16 protein-coding genes are annotated in these 22,564 nt (G+C 64.1%); 6 read left to right on the forward strand and 10 right to left on the reverse strand.

Annotated features, from left to right (window positions below; translation table 11 throughout):
• Positions 1-7: 7 nt before the first annotated feature.
• Entirely contained in the window at positions 8-883 is an 876-nt protein-coding gene (locus Ato02nite_RS08150) for a CpaE/TadZ family protein (RefSeq protein ID WP_213005793.1), read from the reverse strand.
• A gap of 896 nt (positions 884-1,779) precedes the next feature.
• Between Ato02nite_RS08150 and Ato02nite_RS08155 the strand changes: the two genes are divergently transcribed.
• Positions 1,780-3,054: a hypothetical protein gene (locus Ato02nite_RS08155; protein WP_213005794.1), complete on the forward strand. Its 1,275-nt coding sequence runs from the start codon at positions 1,780-1,782 to the stop codon at positions 3,052-3,054.
• Between the two features lie 64 nt (positions 3,055-3,118).
• On the opposite strand, the gene Ato02nite_RS08160 is transcribed toward Ato02nite_RS08155, so the two are convergent.
• Positions 3,119-6,124, reverse strand: coding sequence for a toll/interleukin-1 receptor domain-containing protein (locus tag Ato02nite_RS08160; protein WP_213005795.1), 3,006 nt, complete (start codon positions 6,122-6,124; stop codon positions 3,119-3,121).
• Between the two features lie 322 nt (positions 6,125-6,446).
• Positions 6,447-9,707, reverse strand: a complete 3,261-nt coding sequence (locus Ato02nite_RS08165) for an NACHT domain-containing protein (protein ID WP_213005796.1) — start codon at positions 9,705-9,707, stop codon at positions 6,447-6,449.
• A gap of 219 nt (positions 9,708-9,926) precedes the next feature.
• Here Ato02nite_RS08165 and Ato02nite_RS08170 point away from each other — a divergent pair, with 219 nt between their 5' ends.
• A complete protein-coding gene (locus Ato02nite_RS08170) occupies positions 9,927-10,394 on the forward strand; it encodes a DUF6650 family protein (RefSeq protein ID WP_213005797.1) in 468 nt (155 codons plus the stop codon).
• A gap of 59 nt (positions 10,395-10,453) precedes the next feature.
• Here Ato02nite_RS08170 and Ato02nite_RS08175 read toward each other — a convergent pair whose 3' ends face one another.
• Positions 10,454-11,617, reverse strand: coding sequence for an IS110 family RNA-guided transposase (locus Ato02nite_RS08175; RefSeq protein ID WP_213005798.1), 1,164 nt, complete (start codon positions 11,615-11,617; stop codon positions 10,454-10,456).
• Positions 11,618-12,095: 478 nt separating this feature from the next.
• Here Ato02nite_RS08175 and Ato02nite_RS08180 point away from each other — a divergent pair, with 478 nt between their 5' ends.
• The gene (locus Ato02nite_RS08180; RefSeq protein ID WP_213005799.1) at positions 12,096-12,575 is read left to right on the forward strand and encodes an META domain-containing protein; all 480 of its coding nucleotides are present in this window, start codon (positions 12,096-12,098) and stop codon (positions 12,573-12,575) included.
• Between the two features lie 203 nt (positions 12,576-12,778).
• Here Ato02nite_RS08180 and Ato02nite_RS08185 read toward each other — a convergent pair whose 3' ends face one another.
• From Ato02nite_RS08185 to Ato02nite_RS08200, 4 genes are all read right to left on the reverse strand, one after another.
• Positions 12,779-13,984, reverse strand: a complete 1,206-nt coding sequence (locus Ato02nite_RS08185) for a hypothetical protein (RefSeq protein ID WP_213005800.1) — start codon at positions 13,982-13,984, stop codon at positions 12,779-12,781.
• A gap of 238 nt (positions 13,985-14,222) precedes the next feature.
• Positions 14,223-14,735: a hypothetical protein gene (locus Ato02nite_RS08190; protein ID WP_246606287.1), complete on the reverse strand. Its 513-nt coding sequence runs from the start codon at positions 14,733-14,735 to the stop codon at positions 14,223-14,225.
• Positions 14,736-15,126: 391 nt separating this feature from the next.
• Positions 15,127-15,498 carry a hypothetical protein gene (locus Ato02nite_RS08195; protein WP_213005801.1) on the reverse strand — a complete coding sequence of 124 codons (372 nt, stop codon included), beginning with the start codon at positions 15,496-15,498 and terminating at the stop codon, positions 15,127-15,129.
• Between the two features lie 335 nt (positions 15,499-15,833).
• Positions 15,834-16,193: a hypothetical protein gene (locus Ato02nite_RS08200; RefSeq protein WP_213005802.1), complete on the reverse strand. Its 360-nt coding sequence runs from the start codon at positions 16,191-16,193 to the stop codon at positions 15,834-15,836.
• Positions 16,194-16,468: 275 nt separating this feature from the next.
• Between Ato02nite_RS08200 and Ato02nite_RS08205 the strand changes: the two genes are divergently transcribed.
• Positions 16,469-17,131, forward strand: coding sequence for a hypothetical protein (locus Ato02nite_RS08205; protein WP_213005803.1), 663 nt, complete (start codon positions 16,469-16,471; stop codon positions 17,129-17,131).
• Positions 17,132-17,856: 725 nt separating this feature from the next.
• A complete protein-coding gene (locus tag Ato02nite_RS08210) occupies positions 17,857-19,089 on the forward strand; it encodes an IS110 family RNA-guided transposase (protein ID WP_213005810.1) in 1,233 nt (410 codons plus the stop codon).
• 67 nt (positions 19,090-19,156) lie between these two features.
• Here the strand turns inward: Ato02nite_RS08210 and Ato02nite_RS08215 are convergent, their stop codons facing one another.
• Together Ato02nite_RS08215 and Ato02nite_RS08220 are read right to left on the reverse strand one after the other, a co-directional pair.
• Positions 19,157-19,585 carry a hypothetical protein gene (locus tag Ato02nite_RS08215; RefSeq protein ID WP_213005804.1) on the reverse strand — a complete coding sequence of 143 codons (429 nt, stop codon included), beginning with the start codon at positions 19,583-19,585 and terminating at the stop codon, positions 19,157-19,159.
• Positions 19,586-20,835: 1,250 nt separating this feature from the next.
• Positions 20,836-21,702 (reverse strand): helix-turn-helix domain-containing protein, encoded by an 867-nt coding sequence (locus tag Ato02nite_RS08220; protein ID WP_213005805.1) that lies wholly within the window; start codon positions 21,700-21,702, stop codon positions 20,836-20,838.
• A 339-nt stretch (positions 21,703-22,041) separates the two neighbouring features.
• Here Ato02nite_RS08220 and Ato02nite_RS08225 point away from each other — a divergent pair.
• Positions 22,042-22,564, forward strand: a 523-nt coding sequence (locus Ato02nite_RS08225; RefSeq protein WP_246606289.1) for an ISAs1 family transposase, incomplete at its 3' end; no start/stop codon positions are given.

Raw genomic sequence — 22,564 nt, forward strand, 5'->3', positions numbered from 1 at the left:
GTTGACATCACGGCCGTCCCGTCGTCGTCGCGACGGTGCCGGCGGTGCACCGCAGCAGCACCTGCTCGGCCAGCCGCACCAGCGCGTGGCGGGTCGGCTTACGCAGCCGGCGCACATCGATTGGCTCCGGGACCGCCAGGCCCGGATCGAACGGGATGTCCACCACAACCGGCACCGTGGTCCTCGCCTGGTGCAGCACCGCCCGGACGTCCCGCGCCGTCCACGGGGAGGTGGCCATCACCACCAGCACGCACCGGTCCACGACCGGGCCGAACCCGGCCGCCCGCAGATGCGTCAACAGCCGCAGGCTGTGCCGGACACTGTCACTGGACGCGCGGGCCACGATCACCGGCGCGTGCGCCGCGCCCAGCGTCCGCCACATGCCGGTGAACAACGCCGGCATCACATCGCATACAGTCACCGGCACCAGGCGGCGTACCGCCTCGACCACCATCGCCGCCTGATCATGCTGAGGTGGACGGCGACCCTGCCCCTCGGCCTCGCCTACCAGCGCCAGCAACCCCGACGGGCCCTGCTGCGTCCACCGCTGGACTTCTCGCAGCGAGGTCAGCGAGTCGAGGTCACGGACGGCGTCCCAGACCGTGCCCGCGCTCTGCCGGCCGATCCGCTCCGCCAACCCGCCCCACGGCACCGGATGCATATCGACGGCCACCACCGGGCCCGGTACAGCCAAAGCCAGCACACCACCTAACGCGGCGACGAGCGTGGAACGGCCCACCCCACCGTCCGCCGAGGACACGGCCACGACGCTGCCCGGCCGTACGGCGGCCGCGTACCGCCACGCACGATCGGCGACCTCCGCCGGACCGAGCTCATGCGGCACCGGCAACAGATGCAGCGGGCCGGGTGGATCCCTCGGCACGCCAGGTCTGGTGACACCAACATCGACCGGTCGGCCGCCGTTAGGAATCTGCAGGAGCCGGTCCGCGGACGCCGACATCAATGGCGTCCGAGTGAACGGGATTTCCCGCCCGTCGGATGCTGACCTGGGGTGCGAGACGGACGCGTTGAGCGAGGGCATGCCACTCCCGTGCAACAGAAGAGCCCGGGGAGGCCGGTCGCGGTGGCTAGCGGGGCAGCCGCACACGACCGGCCGACGGACGCAGCCGACAACCCCCGGAACCAACAATCAGCCGGCTGCGCTGATCCACATGCATGACCATCGCCCGCACGGCACGGCCCCAGGAAGTTGGCTCTGCTGGTCCCCGATGGTCCTTGGTGGTCCTGGCAATCCCGGGCACTTGCAGCCCAGCTGTCCACGCAGTCTCGAGGACCGAAGGTGACGCCATGGCCACCGGTCCGGAGCCGGTCCGCCAGTCGGTGAGCGAGTCAACGTCGCAGTCAGCACAGGAGCGCCCACTCGCGCTCACTCATGGCCAGCGCCGGCTTCCTCAGCGCACGGTCGTAGTCCGCGACGGTGAACCGCCATACGGCTGATGAGATGAGTGGCTAAGCTCGCGAAACCGGCGCCAGATGTACGCGACGAATTTTCGGCGCCACATCTCGGCACCGCGTGCCGAGATGTTCGTGAGAACCGACACCTATCCTGGATCTTGATCGCCGACCGCGTGCTCCGAATGCCGTTCACAAATCTGGTGCGACTGCGCGGATTTGGCGATGAGAGTCAGGGGATCGCAGTATCCGATCATGAGCTCGCAGCAAAGGCAGGGCTATGTTGCCAATTTTCCACACGGAGTCTGGGAATACGCGCGGCGGTCTGACAGGATAAATGCCCAAGGTCTACAGACAGGGTGATACATGTTCCGTGCGGCGGCTGTGCGGGTTGGACCATACACGCAAATGTGGCATGAGAATGACGAGAGCCGACTGCTGGCCGCATTCACAAACGGGCATTTCCAGGAATTCATCATCAGGACGGCGGAGTTTTACAACTGGCTTGGAGCGCGGCCGGGATCCGGCGAGATCTCAGATGACGAGATAGAGGTGCGACGGTATGAGGCTGATGCGCGCGAGGTTGCCGAACGGCTCGATCTGCTGGGATTCGATCTGAATTCCAGCCTGCGGGCCTGGGAAGGCGGCATCGCCGCTCATGCCGACTACCTGGCGGAAAACGGCAGGGATTCTGAGTCCGTTGCTATTGGCTCGATGGGCGGACCTCAGTGGCTTTCCAACCTTTCGCAAATTGCAGATCACGCACCTGTATCACCTTTCTCCAGTAACCCCTACAGGAAGCCGCTCCCCGGGTCACCGGAATGGCTGATCCGCCTGGCTCAGTTCGCCTTCGACCCTTTACTGGAAACTCGGCTCGTGGTTGCCGCCTTCCCTAGGGCGAAGGTGGCTGTGGACGTGACGACCGCATACTGGGCGTGGGTCGGTGATGACGACGGTCCGCACGCTGCGGCGAAGTTGAATGAGCTGCGCCGCGCCGGTTCGTTGTTCTCCCCCGTGGTGGTGTTGACCGAAGGGAGAACCGATGCGGAGTTCCTGACGGCCGGACTTTCGATACTATATCCACACTTAGTTGATCTCGTGAAATTCCTGGACTTCGAGCAGAAGAACGACGGCGGAGCCGGCGCATTGGTCAGGCTCGTGAAATCTTTCGCTGCGGCGGGTATCGCCAATAGAACAGTGGCCATCTTCGACAATGACAGTGCCGCCACTGATGCGCTTCGCCCGCTCGATCTGCGTCGGCTGCCATCAACTATTCGGATACTCCGCTATCCCGATCTTCCGCTTGCTTCGTCTTACCCAACGATAGGGCCGCCCTCGCTGGCGAACCCTGAGGGCGGCACTGTCTTGGCGAATGTCAATGGCCTTGCTGGAAGTATCGAGATGTACCTCGGCAGTGACGTCCTCTTGGACTGCGAAGGCGTACTGTCGCCGGTGCGGTGGGGCTCGCTCATTCCGGCCATCGGATCGTATCAAGGAGAGATAGCCAACAAGGCGGATGTGCATCGGCGATTTCGTGAGAAAGTCGCCGCAGCCAAAGAAAATCCGTCAATCATCGCCACGCAGGATTGGTCAGGCGTGCGGGAGATACTGCAGACGATCATGGGGGCTTTTACGGCGTAGGGTTTCGTGTCGTACTCACATGCCGCCGAGAACGCGTGCTGGCCGCGTCTGCGCGCTTGCAGGTTCAGCATGGTGGTGCGTATGGCAGGTCGGGGATGTCGCGGTTCCATTGGTCGGGGGTGATGCGGGGGCCGCTGCCGGCGCACAGGGTTGTGGTGTTGAGGTTGGGGTCGAGTTCCCAGATGTCGATCAGGCCATAGCGCATGGTGCCGATGAGTGTGTGGTTGTTGCCAGCGAAGGCCAGGTTGGTATCGGCTCCGCTGCCGATGTGGATGATCGCTTCCAGCGTGACTGTGGACGGGTTGACGACGTAGGTCCGCAGGGTGCGGTCCCGGCCGATAGTGGCCAGGCGGTGGCCGTCGGGGCTGAGCGCGAGGCCTTGCACGTCGCCGGTGTCCTGGAGGGTCGCGATCGGGCTCAGGGTGCCGTCGCGGCTTTGCCAAACTCGGGTTGTGCCGGCACGGTCTGCGCTGGCCAGGAGGCGGCCACTGCGATCGGTGGCGAGGTCGAGCATCGACGTTCCGCCGCGGCAGCGGTAGCCGTCCCCTTCCTTGGTCAAGGTTCCACCGCCGCAGGTCGATCCGAGTGGCTTGATATGTGCCGGGTCGGTGATGTCGAACAGTTCGATGGCCGGGTGGTTCAACCCGGTGGTGACCAGGATGAGGTTGCCCCGCTGCGGGCGGAGCACCGCCATTTCGGTCACGCTGCCGTAGCTGGTCGTGATGCTGCCGAGCGGTGCGGTATCCCCCGGGCGAGCGGTGTCGATCAGGGTGACCTGGCGGCTCGAGTCGCCGACCGCCAGGATCGCGTCGTCGCGGAACACTGCGGACCACAGTCCGCAAAGCCCACCGCCGGGTGGGCAGACGTCCGGCAGACCGGTGATCGTCCATTCGCCGGCCGGGGTGGGGCGCCGTGGATCGCTGGTGTCAACAGCGAGCACGTGATTGTCGGACAGCACGGCCAGGCGGGTGCCGCTCGGGTTGAACACCATCTGGCCGACGTCACCGTCTTCGTCCCATCGCAAGGAGCCGGCAGGTGTCGGCGCGCCCTCTTGGCGAAGGTCATGCAGGTATATCCGACCAGCGTGCAGGGTGGCGAGGATGTGTTCGTGGACGGCGATGGTTCGCCCACCGGTCCGGGCCGATGCCGCGCCGGGCTGGCGTCCGTCGGCCATCTGCCAGATCCGCATGGTGCTGACGCGGCTCCCGGCACCGTCGGGGCCGGTGTTAGCGCGGGGGGACAGCATCATCAGCTGCCGCCCGCTCGGGCTGAATTGCATTGCGTCGACGTTGTTAGCGCTGAATTCAGGTACTGCCAGGGTCGCGACGAGGGCAGGGGGATCGTCGTCGAGCGCGTTGTTCCACACCAGCACGGCGCCTTCCTCGGACACTGCTGCGAGTTGCCCCTGCGGCCCGCTGACCGCACTGGTCACGGTGGCGCCGGGCGCGGTCAGCGGCAGGGTGTCCGGACGTTCCGGGGTGCCGTCGGCGCGTAGCCGCCACCGGCGGGGCACCGTCTCCCGTCCCGTGGTCATCACCCATCCACCCTCAGGGGCGTATGCCAGGTCCTGCACCTGTGCCAGGGCGGGCACATCGGGTATCGCCCGCGAGTTGGTTGGTGTGCTGACGTCGAGGAACATCGGGCCTCGGGAGATGCCAGACAGGACCAAGCGCCGCCTGTCTGGGCTGAACGCCAGTTGACTGAAAGACCGCTCTTGCAGCTGGGAAAGAGTCTGCGTCGTCAGCAGCTGCGGTGCGTTCGGTTGGCTGACGTCCCAAAGCCGCAGTTCGTGACCGTCGTCCACGGTGGCGGCGCGTCCCTCGTGGAAAGCCATCACGTCGACGCCTTCACCACCCGGATTCAAGGTCAACGACGCCTGCTCGCGAGGGTTGGCCGCGTCTTGGACGTCCCAGATGCGTACGCGAGTGTCGAAACCTGCGGCCAGACGTCTGCCGGGACCGGACAGGAATGCCAAGCCGTCGGCGGAGTTGCGTCCCAGTGGGATGTTGCCGATCTCGGTCAGGCTGCCCACGTCCAGCAACCGCAGGAACCCTTCAGCGGCAGGGACCGTACGGCCCGACAGCTCGTAGGGTTCATTGCCGTCCTGCGCCAGTACGACCAGCCGGCCGTCGGGGCTGAAGGCGGCGGCATCCGCATCGATCTGAACCTCTTGCGGGATGGAACGGCCGGTCACCAAGGCGCCGGTCACCTGCGGGGTCCGGCGGATGCCGCCGGCAGCGGCCAGAAGTTGCCTAGCAAGACCTGGCTGAGTATCGGCGATCGTGCCGGCCTCAGCGACCAACTGATTGGCCACGGCAGTGTCTCGCTGACGAATGGCCTCTCCACGCGCTCGGAACGCGACCACGGCCAGCACGGACGCAACCACCGCGAGACTCGTGACCACAGCCACTGCGGCGAACGCGGTACGCAGCGTCCTGCGCTGCTGCCGCAGATGCTCACCGATCAGCACGTCCTTGTCGACGCCCTGAATCGGCGCGGCAAAGTCAGCGACCACGTCACCGAGCCGGCCGCGGCGTCCCGGCCCCACGTCGACCGCGGACCGCGCCGTACGCAGATCGATCCACAACGGCACATGGTTCAGCGCGGCGACCAACTCTGCCGGCAACGCGTTGGTCGCTGCGCTATCGATGCAGCGGCTGTCCGACGTAGTGACGATGTCTCCGTCAGTCAAGGCGATCAGCACCCGGCTCGCCGTCGGATCCTTCGCGAGCCAGACTCGGACCTCTTCCCGGACCCACGGCGAGCTTGCCGCATCGGGCGACGCCATCAGGATCAGCCACTGCGACGAACCGATCGCCCGCCGCAACTCATCAGGCAGGCTGGCCGCAGCGGTTAGATTTGACGCATCCCGGAAGATGCGCAGCGGCCGCCGCTGGGCACCTGGCGGAGCCGCCGGGAACGCGACCTGATGCCGGTAGAACGGCACGCCAAACCGGCGCACTTCCCGCTGCAACGCGGCCGCGAGAGTCTGATCATGCCGATGCGCGTAAGAAATGAAGGCGTGATAGCCGGCAGTGCCCGACCCGCTCTCGCGCGGCAGCAGAGACATCCGGATAACAAACCACCTACCTCCGGCTACGCACACGCCTTGCCCACTACCCGACAGTTACTCCTCCCCGAAAGATGGACCCAACATGGGCGATTAATACCCACAGGCCGGGTTGCAGGCATGCCACTCCCGCAGGGGCAAGCACCGCGATCGGTGGTCCAGTAGCCCCACGCGAGGCGGCGGCAGGCGCCGCACCCTTCCGCGCACTGATTTGCCGATGAGAGTGCGTCATAGTGAGCCTGCAAATGCCCGGCCGAGGCAGCTGGCAATCTACATCCGCAGTGCTGGAATAGAGCGCGCCAAGAGACCTGGATCAACTAATTCAGTCTGGACCGAGAATGCGGATGCGGGGGATGAAGTCCGGGCGCTTGGTCGCATAGGCGCCCAGCAGCCGACGGGCTTCCTCATCCCTGATCGAGATCCGGCCTAGGCCCAACTCCGCCATTCGGATTGCAGTGTCCAGGTGCAGGTCCGTCCATTCGTCTCGTTCCAACAGATGCAAGGACACGGCCTGGGCCATGCTTTCGGAGGTCGCGTCCATGTGCGCGTTAGCGCAGCGGAGGAGCAGGAGGCGAATTCGGGCGTCTTCGGCACCAAGACCACGTTGCAAAAAATCAAGGACGATCTTCGACACGACGTCTTTCCCCACGTCGAGATCGAGTTCCAGGCATCGGAGTAACAACTCCTTGGCCTCCGGGATGAAAGTTAGGGTCCATTCGGCAGTCCTAAGGTACAACGCCTCGCGTTCTTCTGTGGACTGAGTGGGGTCGAGCAGCGCGTTCATCAAGGCGCCGAGGATGTTGACCGGCTTGGCGCCGATCGGAAAATAGACGTGGCTGCCCGCAACGGGCAGCCCGGCCCGCAGAAGCGGTCCGATCGCGTGGTGCTGGGAGTCGTTTGATCGGTCGCAGGTGAAGTGCACCTCGCGCGGCACAATCTCCCAGCTCTCCCGGAAGACCCAGTTGAGTGGGTCCTCGGCGACCTCGTCCGCCGGCCGATCGATGCCGATTACCCAGTTCATGTCCACTGGCGGTGCACTCGCCACCTGGTCGAGAGTCAAGCTGAGCGCGACGTCCCGTCGCCGGCCGCGACGGATCCGATCGACCTGTACAAGGTCGAGCAGCCCGACCCAGCCGCTCGTTCCGCCCTGCGAGTGCCAGAGCAATGCCAGCTCGTGCCAGAGACGGATGGTCTGCATCCCCTGTGAGTCGGCCTCGTCGTCCGTGCCCACAAGACGGCTGGCGACGATATCGGCCGAGCAAAGTGTGAGTATCAGCAGGTTTGAGGTGTGCGCGGCAACCCGGGCGGGCACGGTCAGGGAGCGGGGCGCGTAGGCGTCGAAAATGTCCGGCAACCGGGGTTGCTGTGCCCCGTCGAAGAGTCGGACCAGCAGGTCGGCCCAGTCCACGCGATCGGTTGCCGCAAGGTCAGACGTCATCCAGTAAGCGAAGGCGACGACTTGGCGGCGGGCAGCCAGGGGTGCGAACGAAAGCAGAGCGTGCAGTAGACCGTCCTCGTTGGCCGCGCCGGTGATAAAGGTAGTCGCCCGCTCACGTGCGACCATGTCCCTGATCACCCGGTGAATTAACCGCGCGACCAGGAATTCGCCGAACGTCGCGTGGAGAAACTCGTAAGCGAAAAGTACGTCGTCATCCCGGGTTGCCCGAGCGCGATAGACGAAGAAGAACGATCCGAGCGCAAGTTCGGCGGCCCGGATGGGCGCTCGTAAACCACCGGCCGCCGTCGACGCTGCGTTCGGCCCGACCGTGCCGGGAAGCGCCCGCAGATCGGCGTCCAGTTCATCCTCGGTGACCCATTGGGCGCCTCGGTTGAACATAGAGAACGCCACCACACTCAGTTTGCGTAGCTCGGCCTCGACCAGCTGGTCCCGCTCCCTGATCGGCAGGCCGGCGCTTCGCTTGTCCACCTCACGGCGGGCGAACCTCTCCAGCAACCGCTCGTACAGCTCATCCTGGCGGAGCGTGCCCGCCGAGCGCAGACTGCCTCCTTCGGCGTCGTAGATAGCGAGCATGAGTAGCAGCAACGGTTGGCCGGCGAGCTGCGGGTACCGCATCGCAGTTTCCAGGTTCAGTGCCGTCGCGGTGCCGCGTTGGAAATGCTCGGCGTTGGTCCGGTTCCACGTGTCCAACCAGGTGCCGACGCGCGACCGATCGAACGGTTCCAGGCGGATCGCTACGGAGCCCTCCGGGGTCTGAGCCCGGTCGGCCACGCTGGTACGACTTGTCACGATGACCGCGACAGGCCGGCCCTGGTCGGCCTCTCGCCGCTGGAATGCGGCTACCCGCAACAGGTAGTCGGTCTGGCTGACTCCGGTAGCCTGCAGCAGCTCGTCAAAGCCGTCCAGGATGACCACCGGGATCGCATTGTCCGCCGACCGGACGAGGGCTGGCCAGTCGAGGCGTTCGCCGGTCTCCTTGCGGATCGCCTGCTCGATCTGTTCCTGTACGTCAGCGACCGCATGCACCGAACGAAGCGGAACCAGTACCGAGAGGAAGTCGTTGGCGGGGAGCCGTGCGGCAAGAATGCGGGCCAATACCGATTTGCCGGAGCCCGGCTGGCCGAGAACGAGCATGGGGGCGGTGGACAGGTCTGGTGAGATGAGCCGACCGGCGAGGAAGGCGAGCAGGTTGTCGCGGACTGGCTGGCTCTCCCACCAGTCCTCCCTGTTCAACGGCGTCTGGCCGGTTACCTCGGCGGTACGGTACGACTGAGGGACAAAAGCCTCGCCAAGCGTCGGCAAGCGCAACCCGGCCGGCACCTCGCCGGTTTCCGCGACCGGCCGGTCCAGCGCGGCCGAGTAGCCGCGTGCTAAACCGGAACGGCGCGCGTCCGGAGCCCGCCCGACGGCGATCGTTTCCAGCACCTCGCCCAAGGCTGTCAGTGCCGTCGTGACGTCACGCAGTCGCGCGTGGATGGCCGTCTGTTCCCGTACGCTCGCCCAGAAAGCCACCTCTGGAAACTCGGCGGCCAGCCGCCCGAGCAGGCTCTCGAACCGCCCCACGGCCGGTTCGGCCAAGTCGGTAAGGGCCACTCTCGTGCGATCTAGGACGGACGCGTCCATCCTTTCCCAGATGGCGAGCCCGTTCCCGAATTCCATCACAACCGCGGCCATGCTCCGATAACAGTCGAGCAGCCTGGCCCGGAAGTCCTCGTAGGACTCGGCCGGGCCCGGAACCGGCGCGCCTGGCAAACCGGCGGCGCGAATGGTGAGCGTCTGCTGTTCATCCGCGGTCAGCACCAGATCCGCAGTGTCGACGGGAAGCTCGGCCTCCGCCATGATCTCAAAGAACGCGGTAGCTGCAAGTATCACGTGAGCTGCGTGCAACCGTTCGGTCCGCTCGAATCGGGACAACGACTGTCGATTCTCGACGAGCCCGGTGATGAGACGTTCGGTGATCCTGCTCAGCTCGGCCTTCGCGTCGAACCACCCCAGCACGTCGCGAAAGGGTCCAACAAGGGCCAGCATCCCAGTCCCGACCAGCGTGTCTACAAGCCGCTGGAGCTTCGCCGCATCCCCGCCAAGCGTCCGGACCGCATCGTTATATCCCAGCGTACGCCCCATCGGATAAGTATTCCCCGTACGCGACACCAACCGAAAGGGCGTTCGCACCTCGGAAAACAGAGGGATGGCGTAGGTTGGCGCGTTGCGGGAGCAGAGGGTAGCCGTCTGCCGGTCTGATCAACGTTAGGTAGCTGGCTATTTAGACGAGGCCGAACCCTGCCACCTACACATGCCGAGTTGAGTAAGACGATCATGGCCGAGATTTGGCATACTCCATCCATGTCATACCGGCTCACAGGTCTGTCGGCGTTCAATTTTGGAGCTGAGTGGGAGCGTGTCCCGGGCGACGAGGATGTCGCATCGCGGGTGATGATCTTCATGGCTGATCGTCGCCTCCTATTCGGTGACCGGCACTACGAAGACGAACTTGACTGCGTCAGCTCGGCTCAGGAGATCCGCAGGTTCTTGACGCAGGAAATCTTCGGAGCGAAACCGGGCAAATCTCTCAGCCAGCGACTCTCGCTGCTCCGTGAGGCCGCCCGCAATTTCGTTGACAGAGCGGGCCCGAGGGCGCGGGAGTTCCGCAGCGATGGCCTCCGATTTGGGCTGGCATTGGGAGATCTTCGAACCGTTTTTGCGTTGCACTTGGCTGCCATCGCCGAGGAGTTCGATCTCGACCTGGAATACGAACTGGCTCGACTGGTATTCCCAGAGGGTGCCGAGGAGTCGCAGCCAGACGAGCTATAGCGATTTGACTTTATGGCTGACCCAGCTCGAGAGATGCGCTCATCTGGCACCCCTCTGTGTCAAGAGGCGGTGAGGAACGGTGTTCTAGGCTGGGGTTCGGCGGGTCCGGGAAGTGACTTCTCCGAAGTGTCGACCATGGGGATCGAGTCGGCCGCGCTGGATTGCAGAGTCGCCCCCGTTTGTCCTCCCGGGCCCGTCCTGACGGCTTTGGCGTCGGCGACCATCCGTCGGTAGACGATGTCGGAGAGCCGGCGTTTCAGGGCGCGCATGGCTTCCATCGGGGTCTTGCCGGCGGCGAGTTTGCGCCGGTAGTAGCGGCGGCCTTCGGTGTCGCGGCGGAGTTGGACGACGGCCATGATGTGCAGGACGCGGTTGATGCGCCGGTTCCCGGCTCTGGAGAGGCGGTGCCGGTTCTGGTCGCCTGAGGATGCGTCGATGGGGGCGGTGCCGTTCCAGGACGCGAAGTGTCCGCGGCTGGCGAAGCGGCTGATGTCACCGATGTCGCCGAGCAGACGAGCTGATCCGGACGGGCCGATGCCGGTGAGTTCCTGCAGGGTGCTGCCGGTGGTTTTCACCAACTCGGTGAGTTCGGCGTCGGCGATCTTGATCTTCTTGTCGATGACGACGAGTTCGTGGATCAGTTCGGAGGCCAGCCAGCGGCGGGTCTTGCCGACCACGTCACGCGGACGCACGGTATTGAGCAGCGCGCGTGCCTGTTGAGCGCTCAGGAACTTCTTGGCCCCGCCCGGCACGAGTTCGAGCAGCAGGTGATGCAGTCGGCTGACGGTCTCGGTGCGGGTTCGACCGAGTAGTTCACGGCGGTCGACGAGCAGCCGCAGCGCCACGGTGGTGTCGTCGATGGTCACCTGCCGCAGGTTGTCGGTCCGCAACGCTGCGACGGCAACGCTGTGGGCGTCGACCGGGTCGGTCTTGCGGCCTTGACCGGTGGCGAACACGCGGGCACGGGCGGACAGCTTCGCGGGCACATCGATGACGGTTTCACCGTCGGCGACCAGGCGCTGGGCGACGTGCCGGCCGATCCCGCTGCAGCCTTCGACCGCCCAGATACGGTCGGTGTGCTCGCGGCCGGCGGCCAGCATCGCCTGATATCCGTCCCGGTCTGTGCCGAACCGGCCCTGGCCGAGGGCCTTCTCGCGGTGGTTCATGATCTCAATGGTTGCGGAGCGTTTGTGCGGGTCCACGCCGATGACGACTCGTGCCACTTGTGTTCCTCCCGGTTGCGACGACGATGTCGGCGGGAGGGCAACGCTACTTTGAGCTGGGCAGTCCCCTCTTGAGCCTCTCCGCGCCGCGGTGACCGGCGGGCCGCACGCCAAATGAGAGTCACACCGAACCACGGTGGACAGCCGCAGACAGAGCGTTCCGCCGGTCACCTCGACCAAGCCTGGCCGGGCTGCGGTCGTAGATCAATTAGATAAGTAGCCGCCGACCGTGCGCGGCGGCTGACGGCCGGCGTCAAGCGCGGTGACGTCAACGCGGCCGGCCTGGCGCACTCTCCAGCCGATGACCGGATGTTCCCCCGATCCCTGGATGGTCCGATACGGGCCGATGCAGTGAAGACCGGCGGGCTTCGAGCGCCGCTATCCTCCTTGTGCGGGCCAGACCGACGAGGGATCCCGCTCCTGGCGGCCAGCGGCGCAGTAATGGGAACCGGTACTGAGGATTGGTCGTCTACGCCCTATGAGCCTTGATCGTGTTGCCCGCCGGACCCTGCTCGTCATCGTGACAGGCGTCCTGCTCGCCGGCGTCCTGGTGGCATCCTCCGCACCGGCCGGCCGGGCGGCGACCGCAGCGGGATTCGACGGATACAAGTGGACCGTGGTGTCGATCAGCCACGATGGCAAGACAACCACAGTTCCCGGGAAGTACTCGGTCTTCCTGCAGTTCACCCCGGACGGGCATTTCGGCGCTAACGAGCCCGTGAACTACCACAGCGGGGGCTACCGGGTGACGCCCGACGGCTTCACCACCAGTGGACTTGCCAGTACGTTGGCGGGCTATGCGGGTCACGATCGGGTCGTCCTGCTGGCGGTTTCCGCGATCTCGGCATTCGACAACGAGGCACCCGTGCCGGCCAGCGTCAGCGGCAACTCATTGACGGTCACGGCAGGCAGCTACACCCTTGTGGCCGAGAGGGACGGCCGGCAGGCCGACTTCTGAAGCAAGCCAGGCGAGCAGATCTGCCGCAACTAGCGCGCGCTGTGGGGAGCCGTAACCGCGTACCGCAGCGTCATACTGGTGCACCTCGCGGTCCTGGTGCAGCCCGCGTGAGACGGCGTCGGACCGGTAGCATCATCCGCGTCCCGTCGCTGTAGGCGGCGAGGCGGATTCGCCATAAGAAGTCCCCAGGCGTAATCCGAGGCTCAGCGCAGCTCGCGGGGCCTGACGGTCTCCTCGGTCTTGTAGAGGAAGTAGTACGGCTGCTTCTCGATGTCGCGCATCGCCTTGCGCCGCTCCTGGACGGCCTTCACCATGGGCGCCGCCGTGGCAGCGCCGATCACGGCGGCAGCACCCAACCAGGCATTAACCCCGGCGGCGAAACTGAGGCTGCCAAGTCCAGCGGCTGGGAACGCGGACTTGAGCGGGTCAACGACGCCGGCGGTGAACTTGCCGGTGAGCGCGCGTAAGGACGCATCCTGCTGGATGCGTTCCTCGATTTCGTCGAGTGCGGGTTGCACGTCTTGAATCCAGCGGGCATCTAGTGCAGCGCTGAACTCGGCGTCTTCGGGAGGGACGTCGACCCCCGAGGACAGACCGGAGACTGCCTTTCGGAATCTGCCTAGCGGTGCCCGAAGCTCCTGGCGGATGTCCAGAACCTCGGACATGTTCGCGAACGGGATGCTGGGGAGCCGGTCGATGAAGCCGGTTCCAGCCGCAGCATTCTTGCCGCGGGCCAATGTGGCTTCTGTCCTTGTGAAATGTCCTGCATCGAGGCCCAGGCGGGCGAGGTCTCCGGTGCTGGCGTCGAACAATGGGTAGTTCTGCCCGCCCGCCAGCGAACGGCGGACAACGTCGACGTATCTGCCGAGTAGGACGTCCGTGGGAAGGTCATCGAATTCCTCCTCGGCGTGGACCAGGGGCTCGAGTGTCAGAACGCCCTCCTGGATCGCAAGGATCAGTTCATCGCCACCGAGCTCTGAAATGTTTTTGCGAGCTGTCCCACGAAGGCCATCGAGGTCCTGGTCGAACCGGCGCAGAAGGGACGCCTTCTCCCGCCGCTGGGAAGGGTTCAGCTCATGACGGCTGGGGAAGGCGTCTAGGGCTTCACCGAGTTGGCGGGTGGATTCTGCAACCTCCCGCATCGCGTCACCGCCGTCGCGAACGGCGCGGTTCATCACTTCTCGAAATGTTTGCGGTGTCACCGAAACGACACCCATCGCAGCCACCAGGGCAAATAGGCGTGGGCTCGCCAGAGTCACATGGTCCGCGTACAGCAAAGCCGATCGGCAGATGGCCAGCTCCTGATCGAGCTCAGCTCCGCCGTGCCCGACGCCGAGTACAGCAACGATCTCCAGCTGGGGCGTCTTTGCAGCTGACGAGATCGGCCTACGTTTGGCGCGCTTAGCCACTCGCGTTGCCCTCCATCGGCGGCCTGGTACAACCAACCGTCTTTCGTTCCGACATTCCCCGGCGATCGTATCGGTGCTAAGAGTAGTTCGAGCACGACACCGCGGTCGAGCAGGGAAGATTGGCGTCATCGGCTCGTCAACCGACGTGCTCTTTTGCCGCTGATGGCGCGCGACTGCCAGTAGCCCAGCGTTACGCGCTGGTGGTCGCGCGATGTCGAGGTGCCTTCCGTTTCCTTAGTTACGTCGACGGCGGCAGCCACCGTTTCACCACTACTTGGGCCGTGGCCGCAGCCGGCCATATCTGCACCCGCAGTCGCTCCATAGTCTCGGGGTCTTCATCCGAATCGATGTCAACCTCGTATGCTCGATCGAGATTGGCCTGGCAGATACGCATTCGCAGCCACCCAGGCTCCACCGCAAAACGCTGGGCGTCAGGCTCGTAGTCGGTGCATCCCATCACCACCAGTCTCCCCGAGGTACAGCGAATGCTCGCTTCCGCTACATGATCGAACTCGGTGCTGTCATCGGCTGGCGAGCCATCTAGCACCTCTACGCTGACAGCGACGTTGACGTTCACCGTCGTGCCGATCGCCACCGCGTCTTCGGTCACCACCAGCCGATCAGCCACCGCTTGGCCAGTCCACTGGTCGGCAAAGTCAGGCTGGGAGCCTTCGTTGAATGTGTGGATCTGGTGGTAGTCCGCGAACAAGGTCAATTCAGCCACCCTGCCATCATGGCTGGCGCTGGTCACGTTGCGCTGCTCGCGTGGCCGAGTCGACACGCAGGCGTGATATCACAAGGGTGGCGTTGTCATGGCGAGCTTTGCGGTATCAACCAGTCGCGAGCGGGCTGAGTGGGTACCCGAAGATGCCTACCGCGACGCACGGATTTGCCGCCGATAATGCTCGGTTCCGAGGTAGTAGACGTGACGGGTGGCAGCTCTTGGTGGGGAGGGCCGGCGAGCGGTTGCGGGTACAACGCTCGCCGGCGGGATCAAGAGTACGAGGCGGGGAGTCCGATACCGACGAGAGCGTCCGGGTGAGTGCCATGCTTCCAGCAGCAATCGGCGCATGCCTGAGGCGGGCCGGTCGTCGACGTCGTCGTCCAGGCGACGCGAACTGCCGAAATGCTGGGGCAGCAGTTCACCGGCCGGTTCGTCGAGAGCTGGGTCGCCGACCGCTGCGCGGAGGCCCAGAACTGCGGGGTCGGGTCGGCTGATCAGCCGGTCCGTCGACGGCGCCGGGGCTGGAGAACGACACCGCAGGCGCTGCAGGACGGGAAGACTTCGGTGGTGGCCATTGCGCCGCCGTGATCTGGGCGCCGGTGACCGGCAGGGTGGGCGAGATCTGGTCGAGCAAGCGCTGCGCCACAGTGGCGTCGATCTGCAGGTCAGCGCTGATGCGGACATCGGCCGCGGTCGCCAGGTCTACGACGTCGTCGCTGGTGAACGCATCGGTTCCGAGAGTACTCAGCCGCCGCGCGAACTCCTGGACGTTGATCATGTGCAGCCTCATCGTCGGATTGTTTGTTGATTCACCGTAACCCTCGCATCCGGTCGGCGGTTCCTGCGCCCACCGTGCGGGCCACTGCGGCCAACGGCCCTTCCAGCGAGCTGCGCCCGCCGTGCGGCGGTGGGTAGATCTTCGGTGAGCCAATCGCGCGGGAAGACCAGCAGGGCTGTCACCCTGTGTGCTGCCCCACTCTGCTCGCGACGCACGGAGTAGCCGAGTTGAGTGCTCTCGATCATGCCGTTGTAGCCTTGGGCCCCTGGCAATAGCTCCTTCATCGATCAGGGCAACGGCATTTGAGCTGGCAAATTGTTAGATCCGGTTAAATGCTCCAAAATGATTTACCAAGTAGAGTCGGCAAGTAACGAACTACCGCTTTCAAGATTCCAGATTTCTGCCTGACCCCAAACCCGTGCCGCGAATTGCGCAATTTCGGCTCCGGTTTCATAGCTCCACGCAGCCGGAGAGTTCTGGCTTTTGACCCTCGCCACGAGGACATACTCCCGGACTTCTTTGGCGAGGAGCGCCGAAGGCGCATCTGCGGGGAACAGCAGGTTTGCATCAAACCATGAAATTCCGTTCTGATGCCAAGCTCCGGCATAGAGCGGGAATTCTGTTCTTAGTTCCCGGAAGTCGCCTACCTGCCATTCTGAGATGGACTTACTAAGATCATCACGGCAGCGTTCCACCCAACGCTTCACCTGACGGACTTCAGGAACTCCATTCCAAGCCATAGATAGCCATGGCACGGAGACTAGGAACCCGGACGGCGGCAAGGGCCTGCCATGGAGTTGGTGTTTCGTCGCCGTGATCCCGTCTGGCTGGAGCCCGCCGAGAAGTTCCCTGGAGAGCGCCAGATGCGCCCCATCCTCATCCGTCACCATAACTCCTTCGGGGTTACCCGGATGCCTCACGCCGTGCACCCCAGCCAAGAAATAGTGCTGCCACCATGGAGCATGCCACTACCATAGGTGCCATGGAAGCTGATGATCTATTTCTCGACACGCTTGAGGATTTACGCCGGCGCTGTGACCTTAGGGCTTCCGAGTACGACATGGTACAGGTCGCCGGACTAGTTCGAAGGTTGCTCTTCGATGGACTGCCGCTTTGGGTGGAAGCCAATAGGACTCATCGCGAGAAGCCAGTTTACGAGTGGAGTCGAATCCGAGTTTCGGTTGGCGGTGACGAAGGCCAGCATTCGGCCTGGGTGTCGATGCAATGGTTGGACCCGATGCTGAACGACCTACTCTTACGGAAGCGACTTCCTCCGGATGAGGGTATCGCAGAGCTCCCAGCGCCTCGAACAGGAAATATCAACAATTTCTCTCAGTACGAGGTCATCGTTAAAGACGGCCAAGGTGTCACTGTTAGCGAACTAATCACCCATTACGCTAATCGTGAGGGTGGGGTTCACTACGACTCCAAACCGCCTAAGTCGCAAATTCTAGGCAGCCTTCTGCGCGGCCAAGATTTGGCTCTGCGTCTCACCGTTCTAGCGATCGGCCGGATCGCACATCGCGCTCTGGAGCCGTTGGCTGCCAGGATCGCCCTATCCCGGAATCCTCATCCGTATGGCATCGCGGATGACTTCATAATGAATCTAGTTAGACAGGGTGATGAAGAGCCGGGCCAGGATTGATTTGGAACACGCTCTCATGCCGCTGTCCGGGCGCGCTGGCCCCCGCTCGTAAGTTCGTCACTTAATGTCGGAGAGTGGGTGGAGCTGGGGCTGGGCGCCCAGGTGGCCGTTGATCAGTCCGCCCTCGCCGCAGATGTCGGCGTACAGGCTGCCGAGCTTGTGTGCCGTGCAAGGTTCAGGCGTGGGTGACGGACGTTTCGTGTATTGAGGTGCGGTCACCCGTGGTGACCGCACCTCAATCAACCGGCCGAAGCTTAAGGCCGCCAAAAGAGGGATCGAACGGCCCGCATCGGGCGTGCAGATTCTGACGGCCGGTGCACTGATCTGCCGCCGATAATGCGCGGTGACCAGGCTGCGCCCCTCGTGTCGACGGCTCCGGCGTGGTACGCCGACGGGCGGTTGCGGGTACAGCGCCCGCCGACGCGATCAAAGGGTACGAGGCCGTGAGTCCAGGAACGGCGAGAGTGTCCGGATCTCATAGGTTCTTGTCAGCCTGCTCCAGCAGGATGGCTCCGGTAGCGGCCGGCGGGTCAGCACTCTTCGGATCTGACCCTGGTGAGGTCTTGCGGCAGACCGTGCGCCCGCTGGTCGTGAGGAGATGCAACAGCTGATGGGATGACGGGCCCCGACGCTCAGCGCCGGTGAGCACTGCACTATGAGATCGCTGACGTCTCCTCCGCGCTGCCACGCACGCCGACAGGGGAGGAAGCATCTTGGACGAGGCGATCTGGATCGGTGACGACTGGGCCGAGGACCACCACGACATCGAAATTGAGAACGACAACGGCCGACGGTTGGCTCGAGCCCGGCTGCCCGAAGGTCTTGACGGCATCACCCGGCTGCACGCACTGATCGCCGAGGCGATGCCGGCATGGTGGGCCGAGCTCGACCCGGCGCAGGCCGCCAGCCGGGTCCGTATCGGTATCGAAAGTGACCGCGGCGCCTGGGTGCAGGCGCTGCGCAGCGCCGGCTACCGCGTTTATGCAATCAACCCGATGTCGTCGGCCCGGTACCGGGAACGGCACTCCACCTCCGGCGCCAAGTCCGATCCCGGCGACGCCCACGTTCTGGCCGAGATCGTCCGCCTGGACCATACCCACCACCGCGAGGTGGCCGGAGATAGTCCCGCTGCCGAAGCGGTCAAGCTGCTCGCCCGGGCGCATCAGAACCTGATCTGGGACCGCACCCGCCAAGTGCTGCGCCTGCGCGCGGTGTTACGGGAGTTCTTCCCCGCCGCCCTGCAGGCCTTCGAGGACCTCGCCGCCGGCGAGGCGCTCGAGTTATTGGACCGGGCACCCGATCCGGATCGGGCCGCCCGGCTCAATCGGTTGACCGTGGTGGCCGCGCTGCGTCGCGCCGGTCGCCGTGACCTCGACGCCAAGGCCGACAAGATCCGGCAGATCCTGCGCCAGGACCAGCTGCGCCAGCCCGGACCGGTGCAGCGCGCCTATGCGGCGATCGTGTCCAGCCAGGTTCAGCTGATCAACATTTTGAACGTCGAGATCGGCGAACTCGGGCAGGTGGTGGCCGAGCATTTTGGCCGGCACCGGGACGCTGAACGCTACCTGAGCCTGCCCGGCCTGGGACCAGTGCTCGGCGCCCGGGTTCTCGGCGAATTCGGCGACGACCCGCACCGCTACATCGACGGCAAAGCCCGCCGTAATTACGCCGGCACCTCCCCGATCACCCGGGCCTCGGGCAGTCGACGGGTTGTGTTGGCCCGCTACGCCCGCAACCGGCGCCTCGCGGATGCCGTGCACCAATGGGCGTTCTGCGCCATGCGCGGCTCACCCGGCGCCCGCGCCTACTACCAGGCCCTACGCCAACGCGGCACCGGCCACCAAGCCGCTCTGCGTCAGCTCAGCAACCGCCTCGTCGGGATTCTGCACGGCTGCCTCAAAACCGAAACCGCCTACAACGAAGCCACCGCCTGGGCCCATCTTCAGCCCGCCACTTGACTTTGAAGAACATGGGATGTCTGCCGCGCTTCTAGGGAGCAACCAAGGGGGCGCAGGTCGGACCTCTTTAGACAGCCCGCAATCGATCGAGCGCGGCCACCCAGGCTGCCTCGTAAAGCGTTCGGGACACTTTGAACCACCTCGCGTAGATATCTTGACCTCGGTGCTCGTCGTGTTCCCCGTCGCCTTCGGCTACGAAGATCTGATCTTCCGACTGCCAGATCATGATCTTCCAGCCTTGGTCCGAGTCCCAGTACGGCTTCGTGAGTGTTCCGCAGGGGATATCCGCAACGGTCCAAGCGCGGATCTCGCCTACCGGTTTGCTCCACCACGACCAACAGACCCTGATCGCGAGCGATGGGACCCTGTAGGCCAGGTTGAGCGACTCCGCCCCGATTTTCCCGTCACTCGTGAGTTCGACGGCGAAATCGTGGGCATCGGGGAAGTCGTCCGGGTGGGTCTCGCTCGGGCCGGTGGCGGAGTTTTCGATCATCATCGGTCTCACTTTTGCACGGCGGACCGGGAGGTGACGGCCAACGCCCTTCGCCGCGCACTCCTGCCGCAGAGAACGCAACGTCTCTTTGCTGCTTGTCACCGGCCGTGAGCGGTCGGCTTGGTCGGAATCAGCACTCAGCCTTCGGCGAGCCAGCCAGATGCCGACGGGCGTGATCGAGGTCGGCGGCGTTCGTCCGCAGCAGCGACGGGCCGTCCGGATCTGCCGCCGATAATGCGCGGACTCCAGGGAGCGCGCGTTGCGGGCAACCGCTCTGGCGCGGAGGGCCGGCGAGCGGTTGCGGGTACAACGCCCGCCAGCGCGATCAAGAGTACGAGGCCACGAGCCCGATGCCGACGTGAGCCTCCGGTTCTGCGATGAAGGCACCCTGGTCATCGAGATGACAGGCCACGTATTGCGCGTGTGTTGAGGGCAAGTGGCTGCGGGCCCTGATCGATGGGAAGCAATCGTGCGCGAGCTGCTCACGGGCCGTGACAAGCTGTGAAATCTATCAAACGAACAGTAACGTCGTATTGAGTGACAATCGGGACTCGACTTGGCGAAACACCCTCCGTACTCTGGCGGCTACCGACGAGCTAAGGACTTTCCGTGAATGAGCTGTTGGTCGCTGGCCCAGCCATCGCTGGTGGATATGGACTCCTCATTGGCGCGATAGCCATCATCGCTTCAGTTCATCCGGACGAGAAACGCCGAGCAGATGCTTCGAGAGTGCTTGATCGTTTGTTGCGTCGGAGTCGGCGTTAGGGCAGGGAGAAACGCGAAGGAAACGCACAGGGCCATTGCGTGTTCGTCGGGTGATCGCTTGAACTGGGGTTATGCGGAGTGACTGGCCTTTGTGGAGCCGGTCAGGGCGGGTGAGATCGCCTAGGTGATCATGGAGTTCTTCACGCTCCCAGATCACTTCGAGGACCCCACGAGCCGAACGGCAAGACGGTCAGCCACGCAGTTGGCAATTGCCAAAAGGCTGGTATTTTTTTTGAGCTCTGCTCCTGCGCTGCTCAAGGACCAGCCAGCCGCGGCGCCACTAGCTGCCGTTACTAATGCCAGGCAGATCAGTTGAAGAAGATCAGCGCCGTGGGACATGCCTGCCAGCACTTGGGCACCGCCAGCGACGGCTGCGCCTGAGGCGACTGCCAGCCGACGGAGTCCAGTGCTTCGCATATGCCCATGATGTCACGCCCAGTCCATCCTCGGATTCTGTCGGACGTGACACGCTTCAGGTGCCGATTTGATCATAACTGTTCGTGCAAGAGCCTGACGAATTGAAGAGACTCTGTCGGCGACAGCGCACGCTCGCGCAAGCGTTGGAGTGAGTTCACTCGATCGTCCACAATTGCTGACTCTTCGGAAACACTGTCCCCATCGGGACCTTCCCAGTAGACGACGTCCCCAATTGTCAAGTCAAACGGCCCTTCGGGATGTGAATCAAATTCAAGGACGGTAAAGCCACCCGTCATTCCTTCGTGCGCCCCGGCGGCGAAAGTCACGGCTTGAATAATCGCTTCGCCCGCTTCGGCCATTTCAATTAGAAATTCGAGTTGGCCTCTCATGGTTGATCGGTTCCCTACCGTTCGACGCAGTACCGCCTCATCGACTATAACGTGTAAGCGCGGCGACTCATAATTGCCGAGAAAATTGCGCCTAGCAATGTGTAACTCGATTACTCTCGTTCGAGCCGCAGTGTCACCGGGTAAGAGGCGTTCTTGCACGGCTTCGGCGTAGTCGCGCGTTTGAAGTAACGGAGGGACTCCTGCTAGCTCAAAGATCGAGATCCTACTTGCGGATGCTTCCAGGCCGACCACCGTCTCTAAGGATGGACTTGGGCTGAAGGTCCGCCACCAACCATGCTGCCGACTTGCGGAAGCCAATCGAAGCAGTAACTCCCTGTACCGAGTCTCAACTAGATATAGCTCACAAAGATCACGGACATCCCGGAGGGAAGCGTTTCGCTGACCCGTCTCGATGCGGCTGATCTTCGACGGCGAAGTCAGCATTTGCGAAGCGACGGAGTCGACCGAATGTCCAGCGTCCGTACGAAGGCGGCGAAGAGCCGAGCCAAGTTGCCGGCGACTCACGATCGGTCCTGGTTCTTTCAACATCGACGCGTCCTTTCCCGACAACCTTTACCTGTCGTGACTCGGCAGGGTGATTGCGTAGTCTGATGACCGGCCTCTGAGCTGGGGCTATGCGAGGGCTATGCGTGGTCAGTGGCCTATGTGGAGGCGATGAAGACGGGTGAGATCACTCAGGTGATCATGAAGTTCTCTACGCTTTACGACCGCTGAGGACCTCACCCGCCGATGGCATCTTCTCTCATTCCCGCACTGACCGTGACGGCACCTGCCGATCACACCACGACTACGCCTGTCACCGACGGTGAGCGTGGTGGTCTGATACTCGCGCTCGCTGCGGTTCCGGACCCTCGGGATCCGCGTGGCGTGCGATATCCGCTGGCCGCGCTGCTCGCAGTGGCTGTGTGCGCGGTCCTGGCTGGGGCGTCGTCGTTCGCTGCGATCGCTGACTGGCTGCACGATCTCGACGAACAGATGCAGGCCCGGCTCGGGTTCACCCGCGGCATACCGGCCGGGACAACGATATGGCGGTTACTGACCCGCCTCGACGCGGCTCTGCTCACGGCGGTTCTCGCCGACTGGCTGCGCACCCGCACCCCGGCGTCACCGCGCCCGCGCCGATACCGCATGGTGATCGCCGTCGACGGTAAAACCCTGCGAGGTTCCCGCGCAGGCGGCCGCCAGATCCACCTGCTGTCTGCGCTGGACACCAGCACCGGCATCGTCCTGGCCCAGGTCACCATCGACGCCAAGAGCAACGAGATCCCCGCCTTCGGCCCGCTGCTCGATGCCGTCGAGGCGGTCCTCGGCACTCTGACCGGGTCCTGTTCACCGCCGACGCCCTGCACACCCAGACCGGCCATGCCGACTAGGGAGTGTTTGGAATGTT

The organism is Paractinoplanes toevensis (genome assembly GCF_018332695.1).
GTDB lineage: Bacteria > Actinomycetota > Actinomycetes > Mycobacteriales > Micromonosporaceae > Actinoplanes > Actinoplanes toevensis.